The sequence below is a fragment of the Nocardia sp. NPDC051750 genome (assembly GCF_044453135.1).
GTDB lineage: Bacteria > Actinomycetota > Actinomycetes > Mycobacteriales > Mycobacteriaceae > Nocardia.
On record NZ_JBITCK010000002.1, the window covers coordinates 78,415 to 99,777 of the forward strand.

Below are 21,363 nucleotides of genomic sequence, written 5' to 3' on the forward strand. Positions count from 1 at the left end.
CCCCTCACACCGGACCCGGGGGCGCAGTCCCGGCTCGTCCAGGCGCGGCGCCGGCGGGCGGTGTGCTGATCTCCCGGACCTCGCGCAGATGCTGTTCCATCGCGGCGGCGGCCGCGGGAGCGTCGTGGCCGGATACCGCCCGGTAGATCATCTCGTGTCCTTGGATGGAGATCCGGCGGCCGAGTGTGGTGCGGTGCGACAGGACGCGGGTGTGCCGGGTCCATTCTGTGGTCATGGTGCACAGCGTGACCAGCAGTGGGTTCTGCGCGGCATGCGCCAGCAGGGTATGGAATTCGATATCGAGACGCATCGATTCCTCCGGGGCGAGGTTCTCGTTCGAGCGGTTCAGCACCTCGTCCAGCGACAGCAGGTTCGATTCGACGGCGCGTAGCGCGGCCAGCTGCGCTATCCGCGGCTCGACCAGATCGCGGAGTTCGGTCGCGTAGCCGAGTTCGATATCGATATCGGCCAGATTGCCGTGGAGCTCCGCGGCCGTCCGGGAGATATCGGCGACGGTACTGCCGCGGCCCTGCCGGCGGAGGACGAGCTTCTTCGCTTCCAGTTCGAACATCGCCTCGCGGAGCGAGGACCGGGAGACGTTCAGGCTCGCGGCGAGTTCCCGCTCCGGCGGCAGCCGGTCGCCGGAGCGGAGATCGCCGCTGATGATCAGCCGTTCCAGGTGCGCCGCCACCTCGGCGCCGACGCTGCGCGCCGGACGGCGCATCGGCGGTATCGCTGCGAAGGTCATTCATTCCCCTCCTCGTTCCGGTCGCCGTCAGCGAAACGGTGCGGCCGGCACGGGAACTCGTGGTCCGACCAATATCGGTTGATGGCGTCGAGAGAAGGACAACGTATCAGCTTTCGGGGTGTCACCGTGTGCCGCCGAAGTGTCGGAATGCTTCGGCAAAGTTACCGTTTTCCAGGGTTTTTCGGGGTCGTATTGCGCGGCGGTAAATCGGTCGTTACGTTCGTCCGCCCCGGTCGCCAGGGGGGTGCCGGGGTCTTATGGTCGGTGCATCAGGTGGTCTGACCAATAAGGAGGTCGCGGTGACGACACTGATCGGACAGGATGCCGCCGCCGCATTCCCGGTGCTGCAGCAGGATTCGGGAATCGACCCGGACGCGGTGTATGTACCCGCCGATCCCGGCAAGGTGCTCTGGGGCCGGCTGCCCTGCCGGACGGATACCGCGGTTGCCACGGTGGCCCCGGGTTCGACCGTCGTGATCGACACCGTCAGCCACGAGGGAATCCTCGAAGACCAGGGCTCGGACCCGGTGCGCTACTTCGGCAGCCACGGTGTCGACCGCGCGGAGGTTCTCGACGATGCGGTCGAGGTGGCCGCGCGGCGCCGTCGGGAACCCGGCGCCGGGCCGCATATCCTGACCGGCCCGATCGGGGTCGACGGTGCGCGGCCGGGGGATCTGCTGGCGGTCCGGATCGACGCCCTCACCATGCGAGCGCCCTACGGGGTGGTGTCGACCAGGCACGGTCGTGGAGTCCTGGCCGGCCGCCCGGGATTCGACGGTGACTACGGACAGTTCTGCCGGGTCCACGACCGGGACGGCCGGTGGTTCGGCGCGATGCCGCTCGACGCCGCGGGCCGGGCCGGGAGCGCGGTGTTCCCGCTGGCTCCGTTCCTCGGCATCATCGGGGTGGCCACCGATACCGGCACCCGGGTCGGATCCGTCCCGCCCGGCCCGCACGGCGGGAATATCGACGTCAAACTGCTCACTCCGGGCGCGACCATGTTCCTGCCCGTCCAAGTGCCGGAGGCGCTGCTCTACATCGGCGACCCGCATTTCGCGCAGGGCGATGGCGAAGTGGCACTGACCGCGTTGGAGGCGCCGCTGCGGGCGAGACTGACCGTGGACGTGATCCCGGCCGCGGAGATCGCCGGCGGCTTCGGCGGCCGGATCGGACCCTTCGCGGCCGCACACGGGCTGCTGATACCCACCGGGCTGCACGAAGACCTGAACACCGCACTCGAACTGTGTGTCGGTCACGCCGTGGATCTGGTGACCGGATTGTTCGACGCCGATCCCCGGCAGGCCTACCTGTACCTCAGCGCCGCCGCGGATTTCACGATCTCGCAGGCCGTCGACCAGGTGCGCGGTGTGCACGGGGCGGTCCGGCGATCCGATTTCGGCGCGGGTGCGGACACCGCTTTCGCCCGCCGGATCCTGGAGCGGCTGTGATCACCAGGACCGGTAACACTGCACTCCGTCCGGGCGGAGAGGGTGATGCGGGCCTCGACACCACCGTGTGGCGGTTGCGTGGAATGCCGTTGATCGCGGCGACGGCATCGGGTCCGCTGACCGGGCGCACGGTTGCGGTGAAGGATCTGTATGCGCTCGCCGGGTTCACCGTCGGCGCCGGGATCCCGGACTATGCCCGGGAACGACGGCCGGCCACAGAGCATGCCGCCGCGGTGGCCCGGCTACTGGCCGCTGGGGCGCAGGTCGCCGGTATCGCGCAGACCGACGAGTTCGCCTACAGCCTCACCGGCAGCAACGGCCGGTACGGGATGCCGGTCAATCCTGCTGCGCCCGACCGGATCCCGGGCGGCTCCACCAGTGGGCCCGCGGTGGCGGTGGCGCGCGGTGATGCCGATATCGGCTTGGGGACCGACACTGCGGGGTCGATCCGGGTACCGGCCGCCTATCAGGGGTTGTGGGGGATCCGCACCACACACCGGCGCATCGACACCACCGGGCTGCTGCCCTTGGCGCAATCGTTCGACACTGTCGGATGGGTTACTGCGGACGGGGAAACGCTGGCCGCCGTCGCGGAATGCCTGCTCGACGCCGATACCGCCACCCCCGACGGCTTCGCGGTCGATACCGAGTTGTGCGCCTACGCCGACCCCGCGATCGCGTCGGCGGTCCGTTCGGTCGCGGATTCGGTCGACGCCGAGCCGCTCGCCCTCCGGCCGCGGGACAGCTGGCTCGCCGCGTTCCGCGTGGTCCAGGCCTACGAAGCCTGGGCGAACCACGGAGAATGGGTCGGCGCACACCCTGGGACGCTGGAACCGGACGTGGCACAGCGCTTCGCCTTCGCCGCAACGGTGACCGCCGACCAGGCAGCCACCGCGCGCGATGAAGTGACCGCCGCCGCGGACCGAATCCGGGATGCGCTCGGCAACCGGGTCCTGGTGCTCCCGGCCGCCGCGACCCCACCGCCGCGCCGCACGGCGGGGGCGGCGGTGCGCGAAACGACCCGCGCCCGCACTCTGCGCCTGACCTGTCTCGCGTCGATCGCGGGCCTGCCCGCGGTGACCCTGCCGCTGGGCCGTGATGAAGGCGGCCCCAGCGGATTGTGCCTGCTGGGCGCGCCGGGCACCGACCGTTCCCTGATCCGCCTCGCGATCGGCAATGCCGCTGTTCGGGCCGAGGGGTCGCCGCACAGTGAGGATCAACTATGAAACGTCCACTCCGCCATATTGTCTCGATCATCGGTGCCCTGTTGCTGGCCGTCGCCGGCTTGACCGGATGTATTTCCACCCCGGACAGCGTCGGGGGTGATCCGGACGCCATCCGGATCGGCACGTTGCGCGGGCAGCCACACCTGTACGCGCCTTATTTCATGCAGCAGTTCGCCCCGGCGGGCACGACCTACGAAATCGTGCTGTTCGAGAACTCGCCGGATATCAAGAACGCGCTGGCCTCCGGTGCCGTCGATATCGGGGTGCTCGGTGCGCCCGCAATGCTCGCCGGTATCGCGGCGAACCAGAATGTGCAGATCATCGCCTCGGCGGCCGACGGCGGGTCGGGATTCGTCGGGCGGCCGGAGATCCGCACCCCGGAGGATCTGCGCGGGAAACGGATCGGTTTCCCGGCCGGGTCGTCACAGGAGATCGCGTTGAAACTCACCCTGAGCGCACACGGTCTCGACCCCGAAAAAGATGTGCAGCTGGTGAACCTGGCCTACTCGGATATGGCCGGCGCCTACACCGCCGGACGGGTGGACGCCTTCCTCAGCGCCGAAATGGGTGTCTCCCTCGCCCGGCAGGCGGGCGCGCATCAGATCCTCTCGCCCTACGAGACGCCGATCGGTGCCACCAATATCGTGCTCGGCGGTAACGGTGCCTTCCTCGACGAACAGCCCGACCGGGCGCGCGATACCGTCCGCAGCTTCACCCAGGCCATCGACTTCATGAAAGGTGACCAGGACGCCTGGGCGGCCGGGCTGGTCGAAACCTTCGGTATGGACCGGGCGGTGACCGATATCGCCATCGAGAACGTCATGCTGCGCTGGGAACTCGACGACGAATTCCGGCAGCGGGTCACCGAACTGGCCCGCCAGATGGTGGAATTCGACCAGCTCCCGACCGCACCGGATATGACGAAGGTCTTCCGGACCGAATTCCTCGACACCGTGGCGACCCAGTGATGACCACGCTGAAGACACAGACAGCGGGGGCGGCCGGGCCGGGTGCGCGGCATTCCGCGCCGCCGGCCGTCGATCGCGCCGACACGAAAACCTGGCGCACCCGCTACGGCACCCGCATTGCCGCGGTGCTCTGGGCACTGCCGGTACCGGTGCTCGTGCTGCTGCTGTGGGACCGTGGTGTCGGCGGCGGCTGGACCCTGCCGTTCGGTATCCAGATGCAGTTCCTGCCGACCCCCTACGATGTGGCGCGCCGTCTCGCCGATCTCGCCGTCGGCGGCATCGTCGACGACAGCTACAGCGGCACCCTGTGGCTGCATCTGTACGCCAGCACGCTGCGGGTCGTCCAGGGTTTCGCGATCGCGGCGGCCGTCGCGGTCCCGCTCGGCATCCTGATGGGTCGTTCGCGGACCGTGAACCGGATGCTCGAACCGACCCTCGGCCTGGTACGGCCCATTCCGGTGACGGCATGGGCTCCGCTGTCGCTGCTGATCATCGGGTTCGGCGACCGGGCGACCATCTTCCTGGTCTTCCTGGCCGCAGTGTTCTCCATCCTGATCAACACGGTCGCCGGAGTCCGGGCGGTCCCGCCGCGATTGTTCGAGGCCGCCGCCATGCTCGGCACCCCGCCCGCGCAGACCCTGTACAAAGTGGTGCTGCCCGCCGCGATACCCACGATCGTCTCCGGGCTGCGCATCGCCCTCGGACTCTCGTGGGTGATCCTGGTCGTCGGCGAAACCGTCGGTATCCGAGTGGGATTGGGCGCATTGATCACGCAGGCCCGGGAACAATCGCGCACCGACCTCATCGTGGCCGTGATGATCGTGATCGGCCTGGCCGGATTCCTCGCCGACCGGATCATGATGCTGGCCGTCCGCCTGCTCGTCGGCCGCCGCCCGCTCCTCCCATGACCAACCGCACGGATCAGGTGATCGCATGAAGATCTATTCCACCCGCCGCCGCCCGCACCGGCCGGCCCGGATCGTGCTCGACGAGCTGGGCAAGCGGTATCCGGGAGCGGCCGGGCCGGCGGTCGAGGGGGTCACACTCGATATCGCCGCCGGTGAATTCGTCTGTGTGGTCGGCGCCAGCGGCTGCGGGAAATCCACACTGCTGCGCATTCTCGCCGGTTTCGAAACCGCCACCCAGGGTGCGGTGACGGTCGGCGACGAACCGGTGACCGGACCCGGACCCGACCGCGGCGTCGTCTTCCAGGACTATGGGTTGTTCCCGTGGCTCACCGTTGCCGAGAACGTCGCCTACGGCCCGAAACAGGCCCGGATGACCCGTGACGATATCCGCGAAACCACCGACCGCTGCCTGGAAACCGTCGGCCTCACCCGGGTCCGGGATTCCTTCCCGCACCAGCTCTCCGGCGGTATGCAGCAGCGCGTCGCCATCGCGCGGGTACTGGCGAACCGGCCCGCCGTCCTGCTCATGGATGAACCGTTCGGCGCGCTGGACGCCCTGACCCGCAGCGATATGCAGGCCGAACTCAGCCGCATCCACCGGGATTCCGGGGTCACGGTCGTCTTCGTCACCCACAGCGTCGAGGAAGCGGTGTTCCTGTCGGATCGGGTGGTGGTCATGGCCGGCGGCACCGCCCATGGCACGGCCGGTCATATCCGCGAGATCATCGATATCGACCTGCCCGCGGACCGCGAGGTGACCGCCCCGGAGTTCAACGACTACCAGCGCCGGATCGACGCCCTCATCCACCAGGGCAACCGGGCGGCCGCCTGACCGCACGCCAGTCGTAGGCGCCACCCTTTTCCTATAGGTGCTCAATTGCGCACATGTAGATTATTCTTGGGGTGTTCGGAAGCCTCGAGATGAAGGTCGTGTGGTTGTGCTGGATGTTCTGGCTGATCGGGTGTTCCGGCGGTTGTTCACCGCCCAGGTAGTGGCATTGGCCGGTACCGGCCTGCTGACCGTCGCGCTGGGATTGCTGGCCTACGACCTGGCGGGCGCGAACGCCGGGGCGGTACTGGGTACGGCACTGGCCATCAAGATGCTCGCCTACGTCGTCGTTGCGCCGGTGATCGCCGCGGTGACCGAGCGCCTGCCGCGTCGTGCGGTGCTGATCACCGCCGACCTCGTCCGCGCCGCGATCGCGCTGGGATTGCCGCTGGTGGAACAGGTCTGGCAGATCTATGCGCTGATCTTCGTCTTGCAGGCCGCGTCGGCGACCTTCACCCCGGCGTTCCAGTCGATCATTCCCTCGGTGCTGCCCGGCGAACGCGAGTACACCCGCGCGCTCTCGCTGTCGCGGCTGGCCTATGACCTGGAAGCGGTGCTGTCGCCGCTGCTGGCCGCCGCGGCACTGACCGTGATGAGCTACCACTGGCTGTTCCTCGGTACCGTCGCCGGGTTCCTCGTCTCCGCACTGCTGGTCGTGACCACCACGCTCCCCACCCCACAGGCACCGCAGCGCTCCACGCCGCTGACCACCCGCATCCTCGCCGGAACCCGTGTCATGGGCTCACGGCCGGTGCTGCGCGGGCTGCTGGCGCTGAACCTCGTGGTCGCCGCTGGGACCGGGCTGGTGCTGGTCAACACCGTCATCTACGTCCGCGGGCTGCTGGGCGGCTCCGATACCGGTGTCGCGATCGCGCTGGGCTGCTTCGGCGCCGGGTCCATGCTGGTCGCCCTGGCTTTACCGCGCCTGCTCATCGGCCTGCCCGACCGCACGATCATGTTCACCGGCGCCGTCGCAGTTCCCGCCGTCCTCGCCGCGACCGCCGTGCTGCTCGCCACCGCCCCCGGCCGGGCGATCAGCTGGGCCGTCCTCGCCCTGGCCTGGGTCGCCCTCGGGGCCGCCACCTCACTGATCAACACCCCCGCCGCGCGGCTGCTGCGTTACCAATCCCGCGAGCACGAGCGGACCGCGGTGTTCACCGCCCAGTTCTCCCTCTCGCACGCCTGTTTCCTGCTCACCTACCCCCTGGCCGGATGGGTCGGCGCGCACGCCGGTCACGCGATCGCCCCAGCCATCCTGGCTGCTGTCGCTACACTCGCAGCCATCGCCGCCGTCCGGCTCTGGCCCGCCCACCGGCCGGTCACCCCGATACGGGTGGCGGTCGGATGAAAGTGGTGAGGATGGCCGAACACGCGAACGAACCCACGGCCACCGAGGCCAGCCTCACTCACCTCGTTTCCCCCGACTCCGCCCACCTGGGAGCGGCCACCGGCGTCTTCGCGATGCTGTCCGACCCGACCCGCCTGCACATCCTCTGGTTACTCAGCCATGGCGAAGCCGACGTCACCGCTCTCGTCGAAGCCTGCGGAACTTCCCGCACCGCCGTCAGCCAGCACTTGGCCAAACTCCGCTTCACCGGCCTCGTCGATACCCGCAAACAAGGCCGCCGTGTTATCTACCGCCTCCACGGCGGCCACCTCGCCCGCCTGGTCCGAGAAGGCCTCAACCACGCCGACCACGTCATCACCGGCGAACCCCCGCACGAGTGAACCCGGATACCACCGGCTGTCGGAACAAGCCGTGGCCACTGGTTGCCGTGTTACCGCCGCTGGGAGTTCCTGGGCGAGGCCATCGATCGTTGTGAGTAACAATGTCTACGTCCGAAAGAAAATATTCTTTCGTAATGGCGACCTTTCACGCACTCCGCACATCGTGTGCAAATGCTGGTACAGGCTGATTTGCCCGGAAACAGCCCGATAGAAGCGTAGGCCGTCGGGAAATGCCCCTATTTCAGTGGGCACGGGCGCATCCGCCCGGCAATCCGGATGTGGCTGCGCCGGGCCTGCGAATGGTCTTGGCACGGTCCGGTTGGTTGGCTAGCATTTGACGTATGGAGCGCGGGGGATCGCGGAAATAGGTCGTGCGACTTCAGCTTTCGCACATCGAAGGTTCAGCTCTCGCCCGCGCGGTAGGGGAAGGCGGGTTCACGTCGATGCTTGTAACAAATGAGAAGGTTCGATCGGGACATGGGAAGATTCGACGCTTCCACTGTTCCCGGCAGCCGGTAGCGCGAATGTCCTCGGGTTCGTCGGGGAGATGTCGTGGATAAACTCGAGGTCGTCCTGTCCAAGCTCGCTGGGTTCAAGCTGGATCTGGAGGATGTGGCGACGGGTTTTTCATCGAATGCCGGGCGGCTGTTACCCGGGGTGGCGCTGCCCGGTGAGCCGGGCGAGCTCTTGTCCACTCTCGCTCCGGCGTTCGAGAAATTTCACGATGCGCTGTCGTCGGCGCACGAGGACGATCGGGCTGACATCGACGCCCTGAGCTCGCAGCTCGATACAGCGCGACTCGAGTATGCAGGCGCGGAAGATACCTCCACCCAGGAGATCGCCGGAGTACCCGGGGAGACGGCCGAGCCCGGCGACGTGACGCGATTCAGCGGGTTGCATATACCCCACTTGCCGCAGATCGAGCCGGCCCAGGTCACCGTCCGGAACGTGGTTACCTCGGGTATCGACTTGATCGCTGCGTTCGATGAGCCGTGGGGGCAGGTTGTCGGGATAAAGCCGGCGGCGGATTATCTTTCGCCGCTGGTGGGCGACTGGGAGGCGCTCCAGACCGTGGGTGAGCGGATCGGTCTGCTGGGCATCAACGACCATGCGACGTCGGAGAACATCGCCGGTGGAAACGACTGGTTGCAAACGGACTGGACCCGGCTGGGCGCGCAAGCCTTCGGTAAAAGCGCGGGTTCCCGCGGGGAAGCGATTGCCGGGCGCAGCTGGGATATGGAGGCTGTGTCGAAAATCGTCCAGAACGCCGGCGCCTGTCTCGAGCGGCTGGTGTACAACCAGGCGGTAGACCTGAGCAGCTCGCTGACTCAGCCGATGACCTTTGTCGGATTCAAGCTGCCACTGGGAGTTTGGGCCTTGTTGACCGGCAAACCGATGCAGGAATCGACCAGGACCGAGATCATCTCGGCGGTCGATTCGCTGAAGACAAGAGTCAAGGCCAGGCAAGATGATATGACCGGAATGCTCGATCGGGTCTCGTCGGCATTGGCTTATTCTCCCGAACGGACACCGCCGAAATTCGATTCGGCTGATTTCGAGATTCCGGAAAAGGTAGTCGCCGGTTCACACGCCGTGCGCTACGGATACGGCGACAATGTGTGGTGGGAGAACTCGGCGCTTCCAGCCGGTGAACTGGCCGTCTGAAGCCGCCGGACAAGATTTTGTAGATTTATCGAAAAAGAACGAGTAATGAATTCATGGTAGAGCACGAACCGACCCCGAGTCCCTCACCCGGTCCGTCACCGGAGCCGCCGATCAGCCCGATCCCGATGCCTGGACCGCCCGACCCGCCGGAGACCGATCCCGGAGCGGGCGAATGGGACTCGCAGCCCTGGTACGCAATACTGGACGATATCGCATACGCCGAGGTGGCAGCAGCAGTGGCCTCGGCCGCGGATGCCATCGGCTATACGCATGCTGCTGCGCATCTGGATCATTACCTCGGCAACAGCGGGGACACGCTGGAGGTCAACGTGGATTCGGTATTACATGACGTACCGGATGCCAATACCCATGCCAACTCGTTGGCCGAGCAAGAAATCAGAAGGATCGCCTCGGCGGCGGCAGCGGCCGAGAACTACGACAATCCAACTACATTCCAGACGGATTGGGATCCATTTTATATCACCAAAGAATCGAATGCCGATTGGTTCTTTGCGATGGGAGGCACTCGCATGGCGGCCAGCGGTGTAGTCATCACGCGCGAGCCCGCAGAGGGAGCCCAGCCGAGCGTTGTAGTCGAGTACAAGATCCATATTTACGACAGGTATAACTGGGACGAGGGCAAGAGCGTCGAAATCGCCGGCGTGACGGTCCACGACAAGGATATGGGGGAACTGCATACGGCCGGGCTGGCCCGTGAGTACGATATCAAGGGCACCAGTGAAGTCCGCCGGTACGAGGGGAACATTCCGGCGAACGGCCCGGTGGACCTACCGGGGTCGGACGACAGTCGAGACGGAGAAAGGACCGACCCGACCAGATGAGGAAAAGAACTTCTCGAATCGTGCGGACGGGGCTGGCTTGCCTCTCGATCGTTTCCCTGGCGGTGGCTGTTTCCGGGATGATGACCGGGTGCGGCAGCGCGAGTAGCGACGGCGAGCCGCGACCGGGGTCGGCACAGCCGGAGAATGCCGCCGATATCGCCGGGGAAGCAAGCGAATTCGGCGGAATACTGATTCCGGACAACGCTACGGTGCTCGATGCTCGGACGGAACACGGCGGCGACACTCTTTACCGGATCGCGCTGTCGACAGACCCGGAGGGTGTGAACCGGCTCCTGCAGGCGTCGAATTTCGCTACGCCCCTGGTAAAAGCATTCCAGGTTTCCGAAACCGCTATTGCGGGCCCTCCACTGGATACCTCGCCATCGCTCCTACGGGCCGAGGACGAATACCGTGACGCCGATGGAAAATCGGTCATTCGAATAGTTATTGTCGATGAACGAGACCAAGCGACTCGTTACGTCCACATTCAGTTGTTCACTACGTAATTCGGCAATGCCGGGAGCAGCTCCTGGGTCCGGGTGGTCCGCGCGACCACCCGGCCCGATTTGATCACGTAGCAGCGGTCCGGACGGTCCACGAGCGCGTCGGCGACCCGATGCGTGGACAGCACCACGAGGTCGGCGGCCGCGCCCTCGCGCAGCCCGTAGCGGTCGGCGATGCCGACTACGGCGGCGGCGTCGTAGGTTGCCATTCCGAGTACCCGGGTGAGATCCTCCGGTCCCGCCAGGTGCGAGGTCTGCGCCAGGAACAGGCCGATATCGAGTAGATCGGCATTGCCGTAGGGGGTGAACGCATTGCGAATATTGTTGGACGAGAAGGCAGTTCGTACGCCTGCCGCCCACATTTCGCGGACCGGGGCGATCCCGCGGCGGATATTCACGGTATCGCCGCGCCCGCCCAGGAACATATCCGTGGCCGGCAGTGGAACCACGGCCACACCTGCTTCGGCCAGGCGGCGCAGTACCCGCTCCCGGTCCGCTGGTGGACGGGCGGCCAGGGAGGTCGCGTGGCCGATGGTGACCCGGCCGCTCATTCCCGTGCGTTCGGTGACGTCGGCGATGTAATCGGCCAGGGCGAACCGAGGGTCGGTGGTGTCGTCGGCGAAGTCGGCGTGCAGGTCCACCGGGACGCCGAACTCGGCGGCCAGTTCGAAGACCAGATCGATGTGCCGGCGGCACTGCGCCACCGAGTCCTCGTTGTAGGTGCAGCCGCCGATCACGTCCGCGCCGGCGCGCAAGCCTTCCCGGAGCAGGGCGAGGGTGCCGGGGGAGCGGAAGATGCCCTCCTGGGGGAACGCGACGATCTGCAGGTCGATCCGGCCGCGGAACTCCTCGCGCAGCTCGAGCAACGTGCTCACCCCGAGTAGGCCCACGATCGGATCGACATCGGGATGGGCGCGAGTAGTGGTGGTGCCGTGGGTAATGGCTTGTTCCAGGACACGGCGGGCGCGGTCGCGGATCGAGGCGGCGGTGAAATCGCGTTTGAGCTCCGCGGTGACGGCGATCGCCTGGGCGAGGGTTCCGTCGCCGCTGCGCTCGCGGTCCAGCAGGGCCTTGTCGAGGTGAACATGCGATTCCACCAGGCCGGGAATCACCACCCGGGCCGCGCAATCGATCTCCTGCTCTGCGGTGCATGCCAGATCCGGGCCGATAGCGGTGATCACGCCGGAGCTGACGGCGATATCCACGAGTGGCGCCGAGTCGTCGATATGAGCGTTGCGTAGCACCAGGTCGGCTCGCGTGCGATCCGGCGGATCCCCTGGGCCGCGGTGCAGCGCGTTCGCCGCGTCGTCCGGGACGGGATCGCCGGCGCTGTGGTGCGGTGCCGCATCGACCTGGACGGGAACTCCGGACTCGCCGGGCACAGCAGATCCGGTGCGGTATGGCGACTTCAGCGCCGTGCGCGGCAGCGAGCCGGGCGCGTTCGGTGGCAGCGGATTCGGCAACGGGACCTCCCGGGCGGCGGAATACGTCACTGTTTTGTATACGACCCGCCTGTTTCCGGTGGTGCGCTGTAATGCTTCGCGGACGTTACGAACCCGAGCCCGCCGCGGACCGGGCGTGCCGGAGCCGGTAGGCGGTGGTCGCATGGCCGATGTGTTCGGTGACCAGCCGCTGGGCGAGATCCGCGTCGCCCGCTTCCAGTGCGGCGCAGATCAGCTCGTGTTCGAGCCAGGAATCGGCGGCGCGGCGCGGCAGCTCCACCGCGTACACCCAGGCGATCTTCCAGCCGAGCTGGGTGATCAGCTGGGTCAGCAGGGTGCTGCCCGACGCCTCGGCCAGTACTTCGTGGAAGCGGCTGTTGAGCCTGGTCAGCTCGTCGAGCCGGCCGGTGCGGACGGCATCCTGGCCGAGGGCGGTGAGTTCCTTCAGGCGGCCGAGCTGTTCCGGGGTGCGCCGCAGCGCGGCCCGGCTCGCGCACAGCGGCTCGAGCAGGGCGCGGATCTCCAGCAGGTCCGCCGCCTCGGCCTCGGTCAGTTCGGCGACGAAGGTGCCGGCATAGGGCCGGGAGTAGGCGAAACCTTCGGCTTCCAGGGTGCGCAGCGCCTCCCGCACGGGGACTCGGGAGACCCCGTAACTCTCGGCGATCGTGTCCTCGGTCAGCCGCTGACCGGGTGCGAAGACACCGTTGATGATGTCCTCGCGAATGGCGCGGCACACCTGCTGTTTGGTCATTCGCGGGTTACTGCTGGCCACATCGTCCTCGGCTCCGTCGGGGGCGCGGTCGCATACGATCCGCAGCCCGGTGCTAACCACTGGATACCAGGTGTGGGTGTGGGGCGCCGGTGCGGGGGCGGCCGCCTCGCATGGTCGGACCGCCCGACCGGCCTGGTCCCGCCCCGGGCCATCAGGTGGGTTTGTGGAATTCCGGCCGCGGAGGGTCGGCAGAGTTCATCTGCCGGGGAGTGCTCATTCGGCACGCAGCCTATTTTTCGTATACGATCCGGACCTACTTCGGATCGGAGGAATATGGCCATGGATCCCATGTATGCGGTTCTGCTGCTGGTGGCCGGGTTCGGCGCCGGCGTCTGCAATTCCATCGCCGGTGGCGGCAGCCTGCTGTCGTTTCCCGCGCTGCTGGCCACCGGCCTGCCGCCCGTCACCGCCACGGTGACCAACGCGGTCGCGGTCTGGCCGGGCTATCTGGGCGGTGCCGCCGCGCTGCGCAACCGGATCGCCGAACACCGGAGTCTGCTTCCGCGACTGATCGTCACCGGAACGGCCGGTGCCCTCGGGGGCGTGATCGTCCTGCTGGCCGCACCACCCGAGGTGTTCGGCGCGCTGGTGCCCTACCTGGTACTGGCGGCCACCGCCCTCTTCGCGGCCCAGCCGCTGATCTCGCGCAAGCTCGCCGAGAAGGGCGGGGACTCCCGGCTCACCCTCTTCGTGGGGGTTTTCCTGGGCGGTGTCTACGGTGCCTATTTCAACGGCGGTATGGGGATCGTGCTGCTCACTGCCCTCGCGCTCGGCATCGACGCCTCGGCGAATCTGCTCAACGGTCTCAAAAGCGCGCTGACCCTTACGGTATCGACCACCGCAATGGTTGCGGTGGCACTGTTCGGCCCCGTCGAGTGGTGGTCGGTGGCCGTTTTGGCACCGGCGTGCCTGGCCGGAGGGGCGGTCGGCGCGAAGGTCGCCGATCGCTTGCGCCCCGGCGTGTTCCGCGCCGTGGTGATCGTTTTCGGTGCCGGTGCGGGCACCGCCATGTTGTTCACCTGAACCTGTCGAAAGTAGGAACCGCTGTGTCCGATTCCCTGCCCAGCAAAACGGCCGATCTACTGCTTCGCAACGGTCGCCCCTGGACGCCCGGCCGGCCGGTCGAAACGGCCGATATCCTGATCCGCGGCGGCCGGATCGAGAGCATCGGCGCGGGGTTGTCCGCGCCGGGTATCGAGACCGTGGAACTGGACGGCGCTCTGGTCCTGCCCGGTTTCGTCGACACCCACTGTCACCTCGACAAAACCCTCTGGGGCGGACCCTGGGTGCCCAACACCGGGGGCCGCTCGCTGGCCGGCCGGATCGCGAACGGGGAGGGCCGGCGCGCCGAACTCGGCATTCCCAACGCCGATTACGCGTCGAACCTGCTCGCGACGATGGTCACCGGCGGCACCGCGTATGTGCGCAGCCATATCGATATCGATCCGTCGGTGGGTCTGGCCGGGGTCGAGGCGGTCCGGGCCGCCGCCGCGCGGCACAGTGACCGGGTCGACGTCGAACTCGTCGCCTTCCCGCAGGGTGGTCTGATGAGCCGCCCGGGGGTTGCCGATTTGCTGGCCGAGGCGCTGGCCGACGGTGTCGAGGTGGTGGGCGGTATCGATCCCGCCGGTTTCGACGGTGACCCGACCGGCCAGCTCGACGTGATCTTCGGCCTGGCCGAACGTTTCGGCGTCAAGATCGATATCCACCTGCACGACCCCGGAAACCTGGGCGCCTGGGAATTCGACCTGATCATCGAACGTACGCGGGCCACCGGTCTGGCGGGCCGGGTGACGATCAGCCACGCCTATGCGATGGGCGCGCTGCCGCCCGATGAGCAGCAGCGGATCGCCGAACGGCTGGCGGAGGCGGGCGTGGCCATGGTGACCTGCGCGGTCGGTGACGCCCCGGTGGTCCCGCCACGGGTGATGCATGCGGCCGGGGCCACGCTCGCGCTGGGCAACGACGGTATCCGTGATCTGTGGACCCCGTACGGCGACGGCGACATGCTGCGCCGGATCGGTACCGTCGCGTTCCGCGACCGCCTGCTGGCCGACGAGGAGATCGAACTCGCCTTGGCGGCGGGCACCTTCGGCGGTGCGAAGGTGCTGGGTCTGCCGGATTACGGGCTACGGCCGGGCGCCCGGGCCGATCTGCTCACGGTGCAGGCGCCGACGCCGGCCGCGGCGGTGGTCGGCGTCCCGGTGCGTGGCCTGGTTGTCAAAGGTGGTGTCGTGGTGGCTCGCGCCGGACAACTCGCCGACTGATCGTATACGAAACAGGGGCGTAATCCGGTGGACCGCATCCGGCAATCAGCGTCCGATAAAACTGTTCTATGAGTACAGAGGCTATCCCGGCGCCGACCTCCTCGGGGGAGGCAACGTATACGACCGGATCCGAATCGTCCCTCGCCTTCCGGAATGTGTCGATGGTCTTCGAAAACGGGACCGCCGCCCTGAGCGATATCGATATCACCGTCGGCCCAGGCGAATTCGTCTCCCTGGTCGGGCCGTCGGGCTGCGGCAAATCCACGCTGCTGCGCCTGGCGGCCGGCTTCGAACAGGCCAGTTCCGGCAGGGTCGAAGTCGGTACCGACCACCTCGGCTATGTCTTCCAGGAAGCCACTCTGCTGCCGTGGCGCACGGTACTGAGCAATGTGGAACTCCCCGCGGAACTCGCCGGGATGCCGCGCGGCGAACGCCGCGCCGCGGCCCAGGACGCGATCGAGCGAGTCGGGCTGGCCGGCTTCGAGAAACACAAACCCGCGCAACTGTCCGGCGGGATGCGGATGCGGGCCTCCATCGCCCGCGCGCTCACCCTGCGGCCGGAGGTCTTCCTGTTCGACGAACCGTTCGGGGCGCTCGACGAGATCACCCGGCAGCGGCTCAACGAGGAAGTCGGCAGCCTGTTCCGCCGCGACGCCTTCGCCGGTGTTTTCGTCACCCATTCGGTGCCGGAGGCGGTGTTCATGTCGACCCGGGTCGTCGTACTCACCGGCCGGCCCGGACGGGTCGCCGCCGATATCCCGGTACCGCTGGACTTCCCGCGTGAACCCGGCCTGCGCTACACGCCGGAGTTCGCCGAGATCGCCGGCGAGGTCTCGGCCACGCTGCACGCCGCCGAACAGGCGGTCGCCGCATGACCACGGTCGCGGCCGATGCCGCCGCATCCACGGTGACCGCGCGGACCGACCCGAAAACCGAGCCGCGGCCCCGGCGGGCACGCAACGTGCCGGTGCGGATCGTCGCCCCGGTCGTGGTGTTCCTTCTCGTCATGGGCGCCTGGTATTTCGCGAGTCACTACCTGATCGCGGCAGAGTCCCGATTCCTGCTGCCCGGGCCCGACGAGGTGATCACCGAGGGCCTGCTGGATTCCGCTGTCCGCGCCGAGATACTGTCCGCGCTGGGCTCCACGGTGCTGGTCGCGTTGAGCGGCCTCGCCATCGCCATGGTGCTGGGTGTGGGTTTCGCGGTGGTGATGAGCCAGGCGCGGTGGGCCGAATACTCCCTTTACCCGTACGCGGTGATCCTGCAGACCATTCCCATCCTGGCCGTGGTCCCACTGTTCGGTTTCTGGTTCGGCTACGAGTTCGGCAGCCGGGTGATCGTCTGTGTGATGGTGGCGCTGTTCCCGGTGGTCACCAATACGCTGTTCGGGCTGAAATCCGTCGCGCCCGCCGAGCACGATCTGTTCACCCTGCACGGCGCGACCCGGCTGCAGCGCCTGCTGAAACTACAACTGCCGACCGCGCTTCCGGCCATGATCTCCGGTTTCAAGATCTCCGGCGGGATGGCGATCATCGGTTCCATCGTGGCGGATTTCTTCTTCCGCCAGGGGGAACCCGGTATCGGCCGGATGATCGACGTCTACCGGCAGCGGCTGGCCACCGAGGAACTGCTCACCGCCCTGCTGCTGTCGTCCCTGGCCGGCCTCGTCCTGTTCTGGTTCTTCGACTTCCTGGCCGTCCGCGTCGAGCGGGCACACGGCCGCCGCCGCGGCCACTGACCCTGCCGCGCGTCCGACTCCGCACGTCGTCGTCCGACAACCACCGCCGCATTCGCGGCATCGCCCCATCCGCCGCACACTCCAGGAAGTTTCCATGAAGAGATCGATCTCCGTCCTGACCGCCGTTACCGGCAGTGTCCTGCTCGCCGGGTGTGGCGGCGCCACCTCCGTCCCCGGACCCACCGGCGAAGGACCGCTGGCCGGCGTCTGCCCCGCGACGGTCGTCATCCAAACCGACTGGTACGCCACACCGGAACGGGCCGCCGCCTTCCAGCTGGTCGGCCCCGACGGCACGGTCGACGTCAACAAGGGCTCCTACGCTGGTCCGCTGGGGGATACCGGTATCAACGTCGAAGTCCGCCTCGGCGGCCCCTTCCTCGGCGGCCAGCCGGTCCCCGCGCAGATGTATCAGGACACCGACATCACACTGGGCTTCGTCCCCACCGACGACGCGGTCCGGGCGCAAGAGGAATTCCCCGTCACCGGTGTCTTCGCCTCGCTCGATGTGAACCCGCAGATCATCATGTGGGACCCGGCCACCTACCAGGTCGGATCCTGGAAGGATGTGCCCGGCACCGGCGCGCCCGTGGTGTACAGCGAGGGCAAGATCTTCATGGACTATCTCGTCGCCAACGGCTTTGTGAGCAAAGAGCAGGCCGACGCCTCGTTCGACGGCACCCCGAGCCGCTTCGTCGCCGAACGCGGCAAGGTGATGCAGCAGGGTTACGTATCCAACGAGCCGTACCGCTGGGCCCACGATGTGGAGGGCTGGCGCAAACCGACCGACTATCTGCTGGTCCACGAATCCGGCTACGAGATCTACCCGCACGCCTGGTCGGTCCGCGCCGGAGAACTCGACGCCCTGCGCCCCTGCCTGACGGAACTGGTCCCCATGCTGCAGCAGGCCCAGGCCGACTACATCGCCGACCCCGAACCGGTCAACGCCGCCCTGCTGCGGATTGCCGAGACGATTCCCGACGGTCCGCCGATGACCGCCGCCGGTAACACCGATTCGGTCAAAGTCCAGGTCGCCGAGAAGATCGTCGGCAACGGTCCGGACAGCACTCTGGGCAATTTCGACGATGCCAGGGTGGACCGGGTGATCGAGGCGGTGACACCGATTCTCCGCGCCCGCGGTGACCGGATCGCCGACGGGCTCACCGCCGCGGATCTGGTGACCAATGAATTCATCGACCCGAGTATCGGGCTCCCTGCAGTTCCGAAACCCTGATCGTGCACCGACCCCGGCCGTTGTCCACGGCCGGGTAGGACAGCATCTACCGTCCTCTGGCAACCGGCCGTGCCGTGGCTGCCAGGGGACGCGGTGCCGTCCGGGTTCGGCAGCTACCTCCGTTTCGAACCGGCCCCGCGGGTTTCGGCGTCGCCGGCGAGGGGCAGCCGAACCGATCCCTCCTGTTCGGCCCGTGCGGATCGCGGCAACCACCGCGCACGGGCCGTATCCGGGCACCCGCGCTCGGTGACAGCGCCGAGGAGGAAACGTCGCTGAATCACCGACCGGAAACGGTTCCGGGGAGTACAACCTCAGGTGAGGCGAAACCGCCGGAGTGAGGACATGCGCATGAGGAACGATCACATTTCATCCCAGGCCGGGGGGCCGGCGGCGGAGATGACCCCCGGATGGCACGCGGAACGCACACCGGACCGGCCCGCGATCATCATGGCGTCGAGTGCGGAGATCGTCACCTACCGGGACCTGGAGCAGCGGTCGATCCGGGGCGCCCGGGCCCTGCGAGCCCGCGGGCTGAAGGTCGGCGACCATATCGCGATCCTGATGGAGAACAACCGTCAGTACCTCGAAATCGCTTGGGCGGCGCAGCGGTCCGGGCTCTACTACACAGCGGTCAATTGGCATCTGACCGCCGGGGAAGTGCAGTACATCCTGGACGATTGCGGTGCCACCGCGCTGATCGCCGGCGAGTCCATGGCTGAGGTGGTCGCGGACCTGGATCTGACGCGGATCCCGGTGCGGATCGCGGGGACGGGCGAGCTGCCGGGTTTCGAGCCGTACGAGGATGTGCTGGCGGCGGAGTCCGCGGACCCGCTCGGCGCCGCGGAATGCGAGGGCCGCGAGATGCTGTACTCCTCGGGCACCACCGGGCGCCCGAAGGGTATCCGCAAGCCGCTGGCGGCGACTCCGCTGGGCGATCCGTCCGCGCCGCCGGTGCAGATCGCCCGGGGTCTGCTGGTCAGCGGCCCCACCCGGGACGCGGTATATCTCTCGCCCGCACCTCTCTACCACGGTGCTCCCCTGGTGTTCTCGATGTCGTGGCACCGGCTCGGCGCCACGGTCGTGGTGATGGAACGGTTCGATGCCCGGCAGTGCCTGGAACTGATCGAGCGGCACCGCATCACCCACACCCAGATGGTGCCGACCATGTTCGTACGTATGCTGCGGCTGCCGCCCGCCGAACGCGACCGCTACGACACCTCCAGCCTGGTGGACGTCGTCCATTCCGCGGCACCGTGCCCGGTCGCGATCAAACAGCAGATGCTGGACTGGTGGGGTCCGATCATCTCCGAGTACTACTCGGGCACCGAGGACGTCGGCAATACCTACATCTCTGCCCGTGAATGGCTGGATCACCCCGGATCGGTGGGCCGGCCGGCTCAGGAATGTCATATCGTCGGCGCGGACGGCGCGGAACTTCCGGTGGGTGAGGTGGGCGTCGTCTACTTCGACGGCGGCCGCCCGTTCGAATACCACCACGACCCCGCCAAAACCGTCGCGGCCGCCCATCCGAAGGGCTGGCGCACCCTGGGCGACATGGGCTACCTGGACGCCGACGGCTACCTCTACCTCACCGACCGGCAAGCCCACATGATCATCTCCGGCGGCGTGAACATCTACCCGCAGGAAGCCGAGAACACCCTCGCCGCTCACCCCGCGGTCACCGATGTGGCGGTGATCGGGGTGCCCGACGAGGAGATGGGCGAGGCGGTGAAAGCCGTGGTGCAGCCGGTCGATCCGGCCGCCGCGGGCGACGGCCTGGCTGCCGATCTCATAGCGTTCTGCCGCACGGAGCTTGCCGCCTACAAATGCCCTCGCTCGGTCGACTTCGTCGACGAACTCCCGCGCGATCCCAGCGGCAAACTGTACAAGCGACGCCTGCGCGAGTCGTACTGGAAGGACCACGACAACCTGATCATCTGACGGTCGACCTCGGCGCGATAAACATAGATCCGATCTATGTAAAAGGCGATCTATGTTCCGCCCCGCATTCCGGCTGTTCGGTACCGGCTGCACAGGGGGAGAGCCTCGAATGGCGGCAGTGGCGTCCGGTGAGATGTCGGACGCCACTGTCCATCCATCACGTCAGGCCGGTGCGGTGCCGGTGCCGAGGTGCCGGGCGAAGAACCTGGTCGCGCTGTCGATCTCGAATCGGGGCACACCCGTATGCCCGCCCGCGTTGGCGTGCAACGTTTTCTCTGTCGAGCCGAAGGCGTCGAACAGTGCGAGGCCCGAGGCCCGGTCGACGAGTTCGTCGTCCCACTGGAGCAGGAATTCGATCGGGACGGTGATCTGTTCCGCCGCGTCCGTCAGGGATTCCTGTCCGAGGCAGCCGAAGATCGCCGCACAGATCCGCGGTTCGACCGCCGCCAACGGCACACCGATACCGGTGCCCTGCATGATGCCCCAGAAACCGACCCGGCCCTCGATGCCGAGCTCCGGCACATTCCGGAGCGCGTCCAGAGTCGCCCGCCATTCCGGTACGGCCTGTGCGGCGAGCCAGGTGTGCAGGCCGGCAACGATCGTCGAGACCGGTGCGCCTGTCTGCTGCGCCTGCCGCAGGCCCGCGATCTGCTGCTCGAATTCGTTCGAACGCGGCCGGTCGCCGTGGCCGGGCGCATCGATGGCGGCGACCGCCGCGCCACAGCCGGTCACGAACCGGTGCGCGCGTGCGACGATGCCCGGTGCTCGCTTGTGCTGTCCGCCGGAATGCGCCATCAGCACCAAGGGAAGGTGGCCGGACCCGGATACGGGCGACCAGAGAACGCCGGGTATATCACCCAGCGTGAAGTCGCGTTCGACAACGTCGTTCGACGACGTATCGGCGGTGGTGAAATGCATAGGTATGTTGCCTTTCGGGATGGCCTTGTCCAGGCACTCCCGGCGACACCTACGTCAATCGCCCAGCCGTGAAGATGATGGGGAGCACCCATTCGATACAGCGTTGATGGGACTCACCTCCTCGCGCGGACTCACGGACTCACGGAGATTACCACCAACCCGGGACGCGCTCCGTGCCTCACGGAGCGG

20 protein-coding genes are annotated in these 21,363 nt (G+C 67.3%); 16 read left to right on the top strand and 4 right to left on the bottom strand.

What is annotated here, in order from left to right; translation table 11 throughout:
• Positions 1 to 4: 4 nt before the first annotated feature.
• On the bottom strand, positions 5 to 748 hold the full coding sequence (locus ACIA75_RS07690) for a FadR/GntR family transcriptional regulator (RefSeq protein WP_397101206.1): 744 nt from the start codon (positions 746 to 748) through the stop codon (positions 5 to 7).
• Positions 749 to 1,047: 299 nt separating this feature from the next.
• Here ACIA75_RS07690 and ACIA75_RS07695 point away from each other — a divergent pair, with 299 nt between their 5' ends.
• The 10 genes from ACIA75_RS07695 (at position 1,048) to ACIA75_RS07740 (ending at position 10,868) form a co-directional block, all read left to right on the top strand.
• Positions 1,048 to 2,196: an acetamidase/formamidase family protein gene (locus ACIA75_RS07695; protein ID WP_397101208.1), complete on the top strand. Its 1,149-nt coding sequence runs from the start codon at positions 1,048 to 1,050 to the stop codon at positions 2,194 to 2,196.
• Entirely contained in the window at positions 2,193 to 3,422 is a 1,230-nt protein-coding gene (locus ACIA75_RS07700) for an amidase family protein (protein ID WP_397101210.1), read from the top strand. Before ACIA75_RS07695 ends, ACIA75_RS07700 begins: the two co-directional genes overlap by 4 nt.
• Positions 3,419 to 4,390 (top strand): ABC transporter substrate-binding protein, encoded by a 972-nt coding sequence (locus ACIA75_RS07705; protein ID WP_397101212.1) that lies wholly within the window; start codon positions 3,419 to 3,421, stop codon positions 4,388 to 4,390. The genes ACIA75_RS07700 and ACIA75_RS07705 overlap by 4 nt, the downstream gene beginning before the upstream one ends.
• On the top strand, positions 4,390 to 5,298 hold the full coding sequence (locus tag ACIA75_RS07710) for an ABC transporter permease (RefSeq protein WP_397101214.1): 909 nt from the start codon (positions 4,390 to 4,392) through the stop codon (positions 5,296 to 5,298). Before ACIA75_RS07705 ends, ACIA75_RS07710 begins: the two co-directional genes overlap by 1 nt.
• 25 nt (positions 5,299 to 5,323) lie before the next feature.
• Positions 5,324 to 6,130 (top strand): ABC transporter ATP-binding protein, encoded by an 807-nt coding sequence (locus tag ACIA75_RS07715; protein ID WP_397101216.1) that lies wholly within the window; start codon positions 5,324 to 5,326, stop codon positions 6,128 to 6,130.
• Positions 6,131 to 6,236: 106 nt separating this feature from the next.
• On the top strand, positions 6,237 to 7,475 hold the full coding sequence (locus ACIA75_RS07720; RefSeq protein WP_397101218.1) for an MFS transporter: 1,239 nt from the start codon (positions 6,237 to 6,239) through the stop codon (positions 7,473 to 7,475).
• An 11-nt stretch (positions 7,476 to 7,486) separates the two neighbouring features.
• Positions 7,487 to 7,855, top strand: coding sequence for an ArsR/SmtB family transcription factor (locus tag ACIA75_RS07725; protein WP_397101220.1), 369 nt, complete (start codon positions 7,487 to 7,489; stop codon positions 7,853 to 7,855).
• 657 nt (positions 7,856 to 8,512) lie between these two features.
• A complete protein-coding gene (locus tag ACIA75_RS07730; RefSeq protein WP_397101222.1) occupies positions 8,513 to 9,520 on the top strand; it encodes a hypothetical protein in 1,008 nt (335 codons plus the stop codon).
• Between the two features lie 125 nt (positions 9,521 to 9,645).
• Positions 9,646 to 10,362 (top strand): hypothetical protein, encoded by a 717-nt coding sequence (locus ACIA75_RS07735; protein WP_397101224.1) that lies wholly within the window; start codon positions 9,646 to 9,648, stop codon positions 10,360 to 10,362.
• Positions 10,363 to 10,382: 20 nt separating this feature from the next.
• The gene (locus ACIA75_RS07740; RefSeq protein ID WP_397101226.1) at positions 10,383 to 10,868 is read left to right on the top strand and encodes a hypothetical protein; all 486 of its coding nucleotides are present in this window, start codon (positions 10,383 to 10,385) and stop codon (positions 10,866 to 10,868) included.
• Here the strand turns inward: ACIA75_RS07740 and ACIA75_RS07745 are convergent.
• Positions 10,850 to 12,358: an amidohydrolase family protein gene (locus tag ACIA75_RS07745; RefSeq protein ID WP_397101228.1), complete on the bottom strand. Its 1,509-nt coding sequence runs from the start codon at positions 12,356 to 12,358 to the stop codon at positions 10,850 to 10,852. The genes ACIA75_RS07740 and ACIA75_RS07745 overlap by 19 nt on opposite strands.
• Before the next feature lie 55 nt (positions 12,359 to 12,413).
• Positions 12,414 to 13,058: a GntR family transcriptional regulator gene (locus tag ACIA75_RS07750; protein ID WP_397101230.1), complete on the bottom strand. Its 645-nt coding sequence runs from the start codon at positions 13,056 to 13,058 to the stop codon at positions 12,414 to 12,416.
• A 300-nt stretch (positions 13,059 to 13,358) separates the two neighbouring features.
• Between ACIA75_RS07750 and ACIA75_RS07755 the strand changes: the two genes are divergently transcribed.
• The 6 genes from ACIA75_RS07755 (at position 13,359) to ACIA75_RS07780 (ending at position 20,256) form a co-directional block, all read left to right on the top strand.
• Complete coding sequence (locus ACIA75_RS07755) at positions 13,359 to 14,102, top strand: sulfite exporter TauE/SafE family protein (protein WP_397101232.1); 744 nt, start codon at positions 13,359 to 13,361, stop codon at positions 14,100 to 14,102.
• A 23-nt stretch (positions 14,103 to 14,125) separates the two neighbouring features.
• The gene (locus ACIA75_RS07760; protein WP_397101234.1) at positions 14,126 to 15,346 is read left to right on the top strand and encodes an amidohydrolase; all 1,221 of its coding nucleotides are present in this window, start codon (positions 14,126 to 14,128) and stop codon (positions 15,344 to 15,346) included.
• Positions 15,347 to 15,414: 68 nt separating this feature from the next.
• On the top strand, positions 15,415 to 16,221 hold the full coding sequence (locus tag ACIA75_RS07765) for an ABC transporter ATP-binding protein (protein ID WP_397101236.1): 807 nt from the start codon (positions 15,415 to 15,417) through the stop codon (positions 16,219 to 16,221).
• Positions 16,218 to 17,084: an ABC transporter permease gene (locus tag ACIA75_RS07770; protein WP_397101238.1), complete on the top strand. Its 867-nt coding sequence runs from the start codon at positions 16,218 to 16,220 to the stop codon at positions 17,082 to 17,084. Before ACIA75_RS07765 ends, ACIA75_RS07770 begins: the two co-directional genes overlap by 4 nt.
• Before the next feature lie 94 nt (positions 17,085 to 17,178).
• Positions 17,179 to 18,315: an ABC transporter substrate-binding protein gene (locus ACIA75_RS07775; protein ID WP_397101240.1), complete on the top strand. Its 1,137-nt coding sequence runs from the start codon at positions 17,179 to 17,181 to the stop codon at positions 18,313 to 18,315.
• A gap of 396 nt (positions 18,316 to 18,711) precedes the next feature.
• Positions 18,712 to 20,256, top strand: a complete 1,545-nt coding sequence (locus tag ACIA75_RS07780) for an acyl-CoA synthetase (RefSeq protein WP_397103401.1) — start codon at positions 18,712 to 18,714, stop codon at positions 20,254 to 20,256.
• A 162-nt stretch (positions 20,257 to 20,418) separates the two neighbouring features.
• Here ACIA75_RS07780 and ACIA75_RS07785 read toward each other — a convergent pair whose 3' ends face one another.
• The gene (locus ACIA75_RS07785; protein WP_397101242.1) at positions 20,419 to 21,174 is read right to left on the bottom strand and encodes an alpha/beta hydrolase; all 756 of its coding nucleotides are present in this window, start codon (positions 21,172 to 21,174) and stop codon (positions 20,419 to 20,421) included.
• Positions 21,175 to 21,363: the final 189 nt, after the last annotated feature.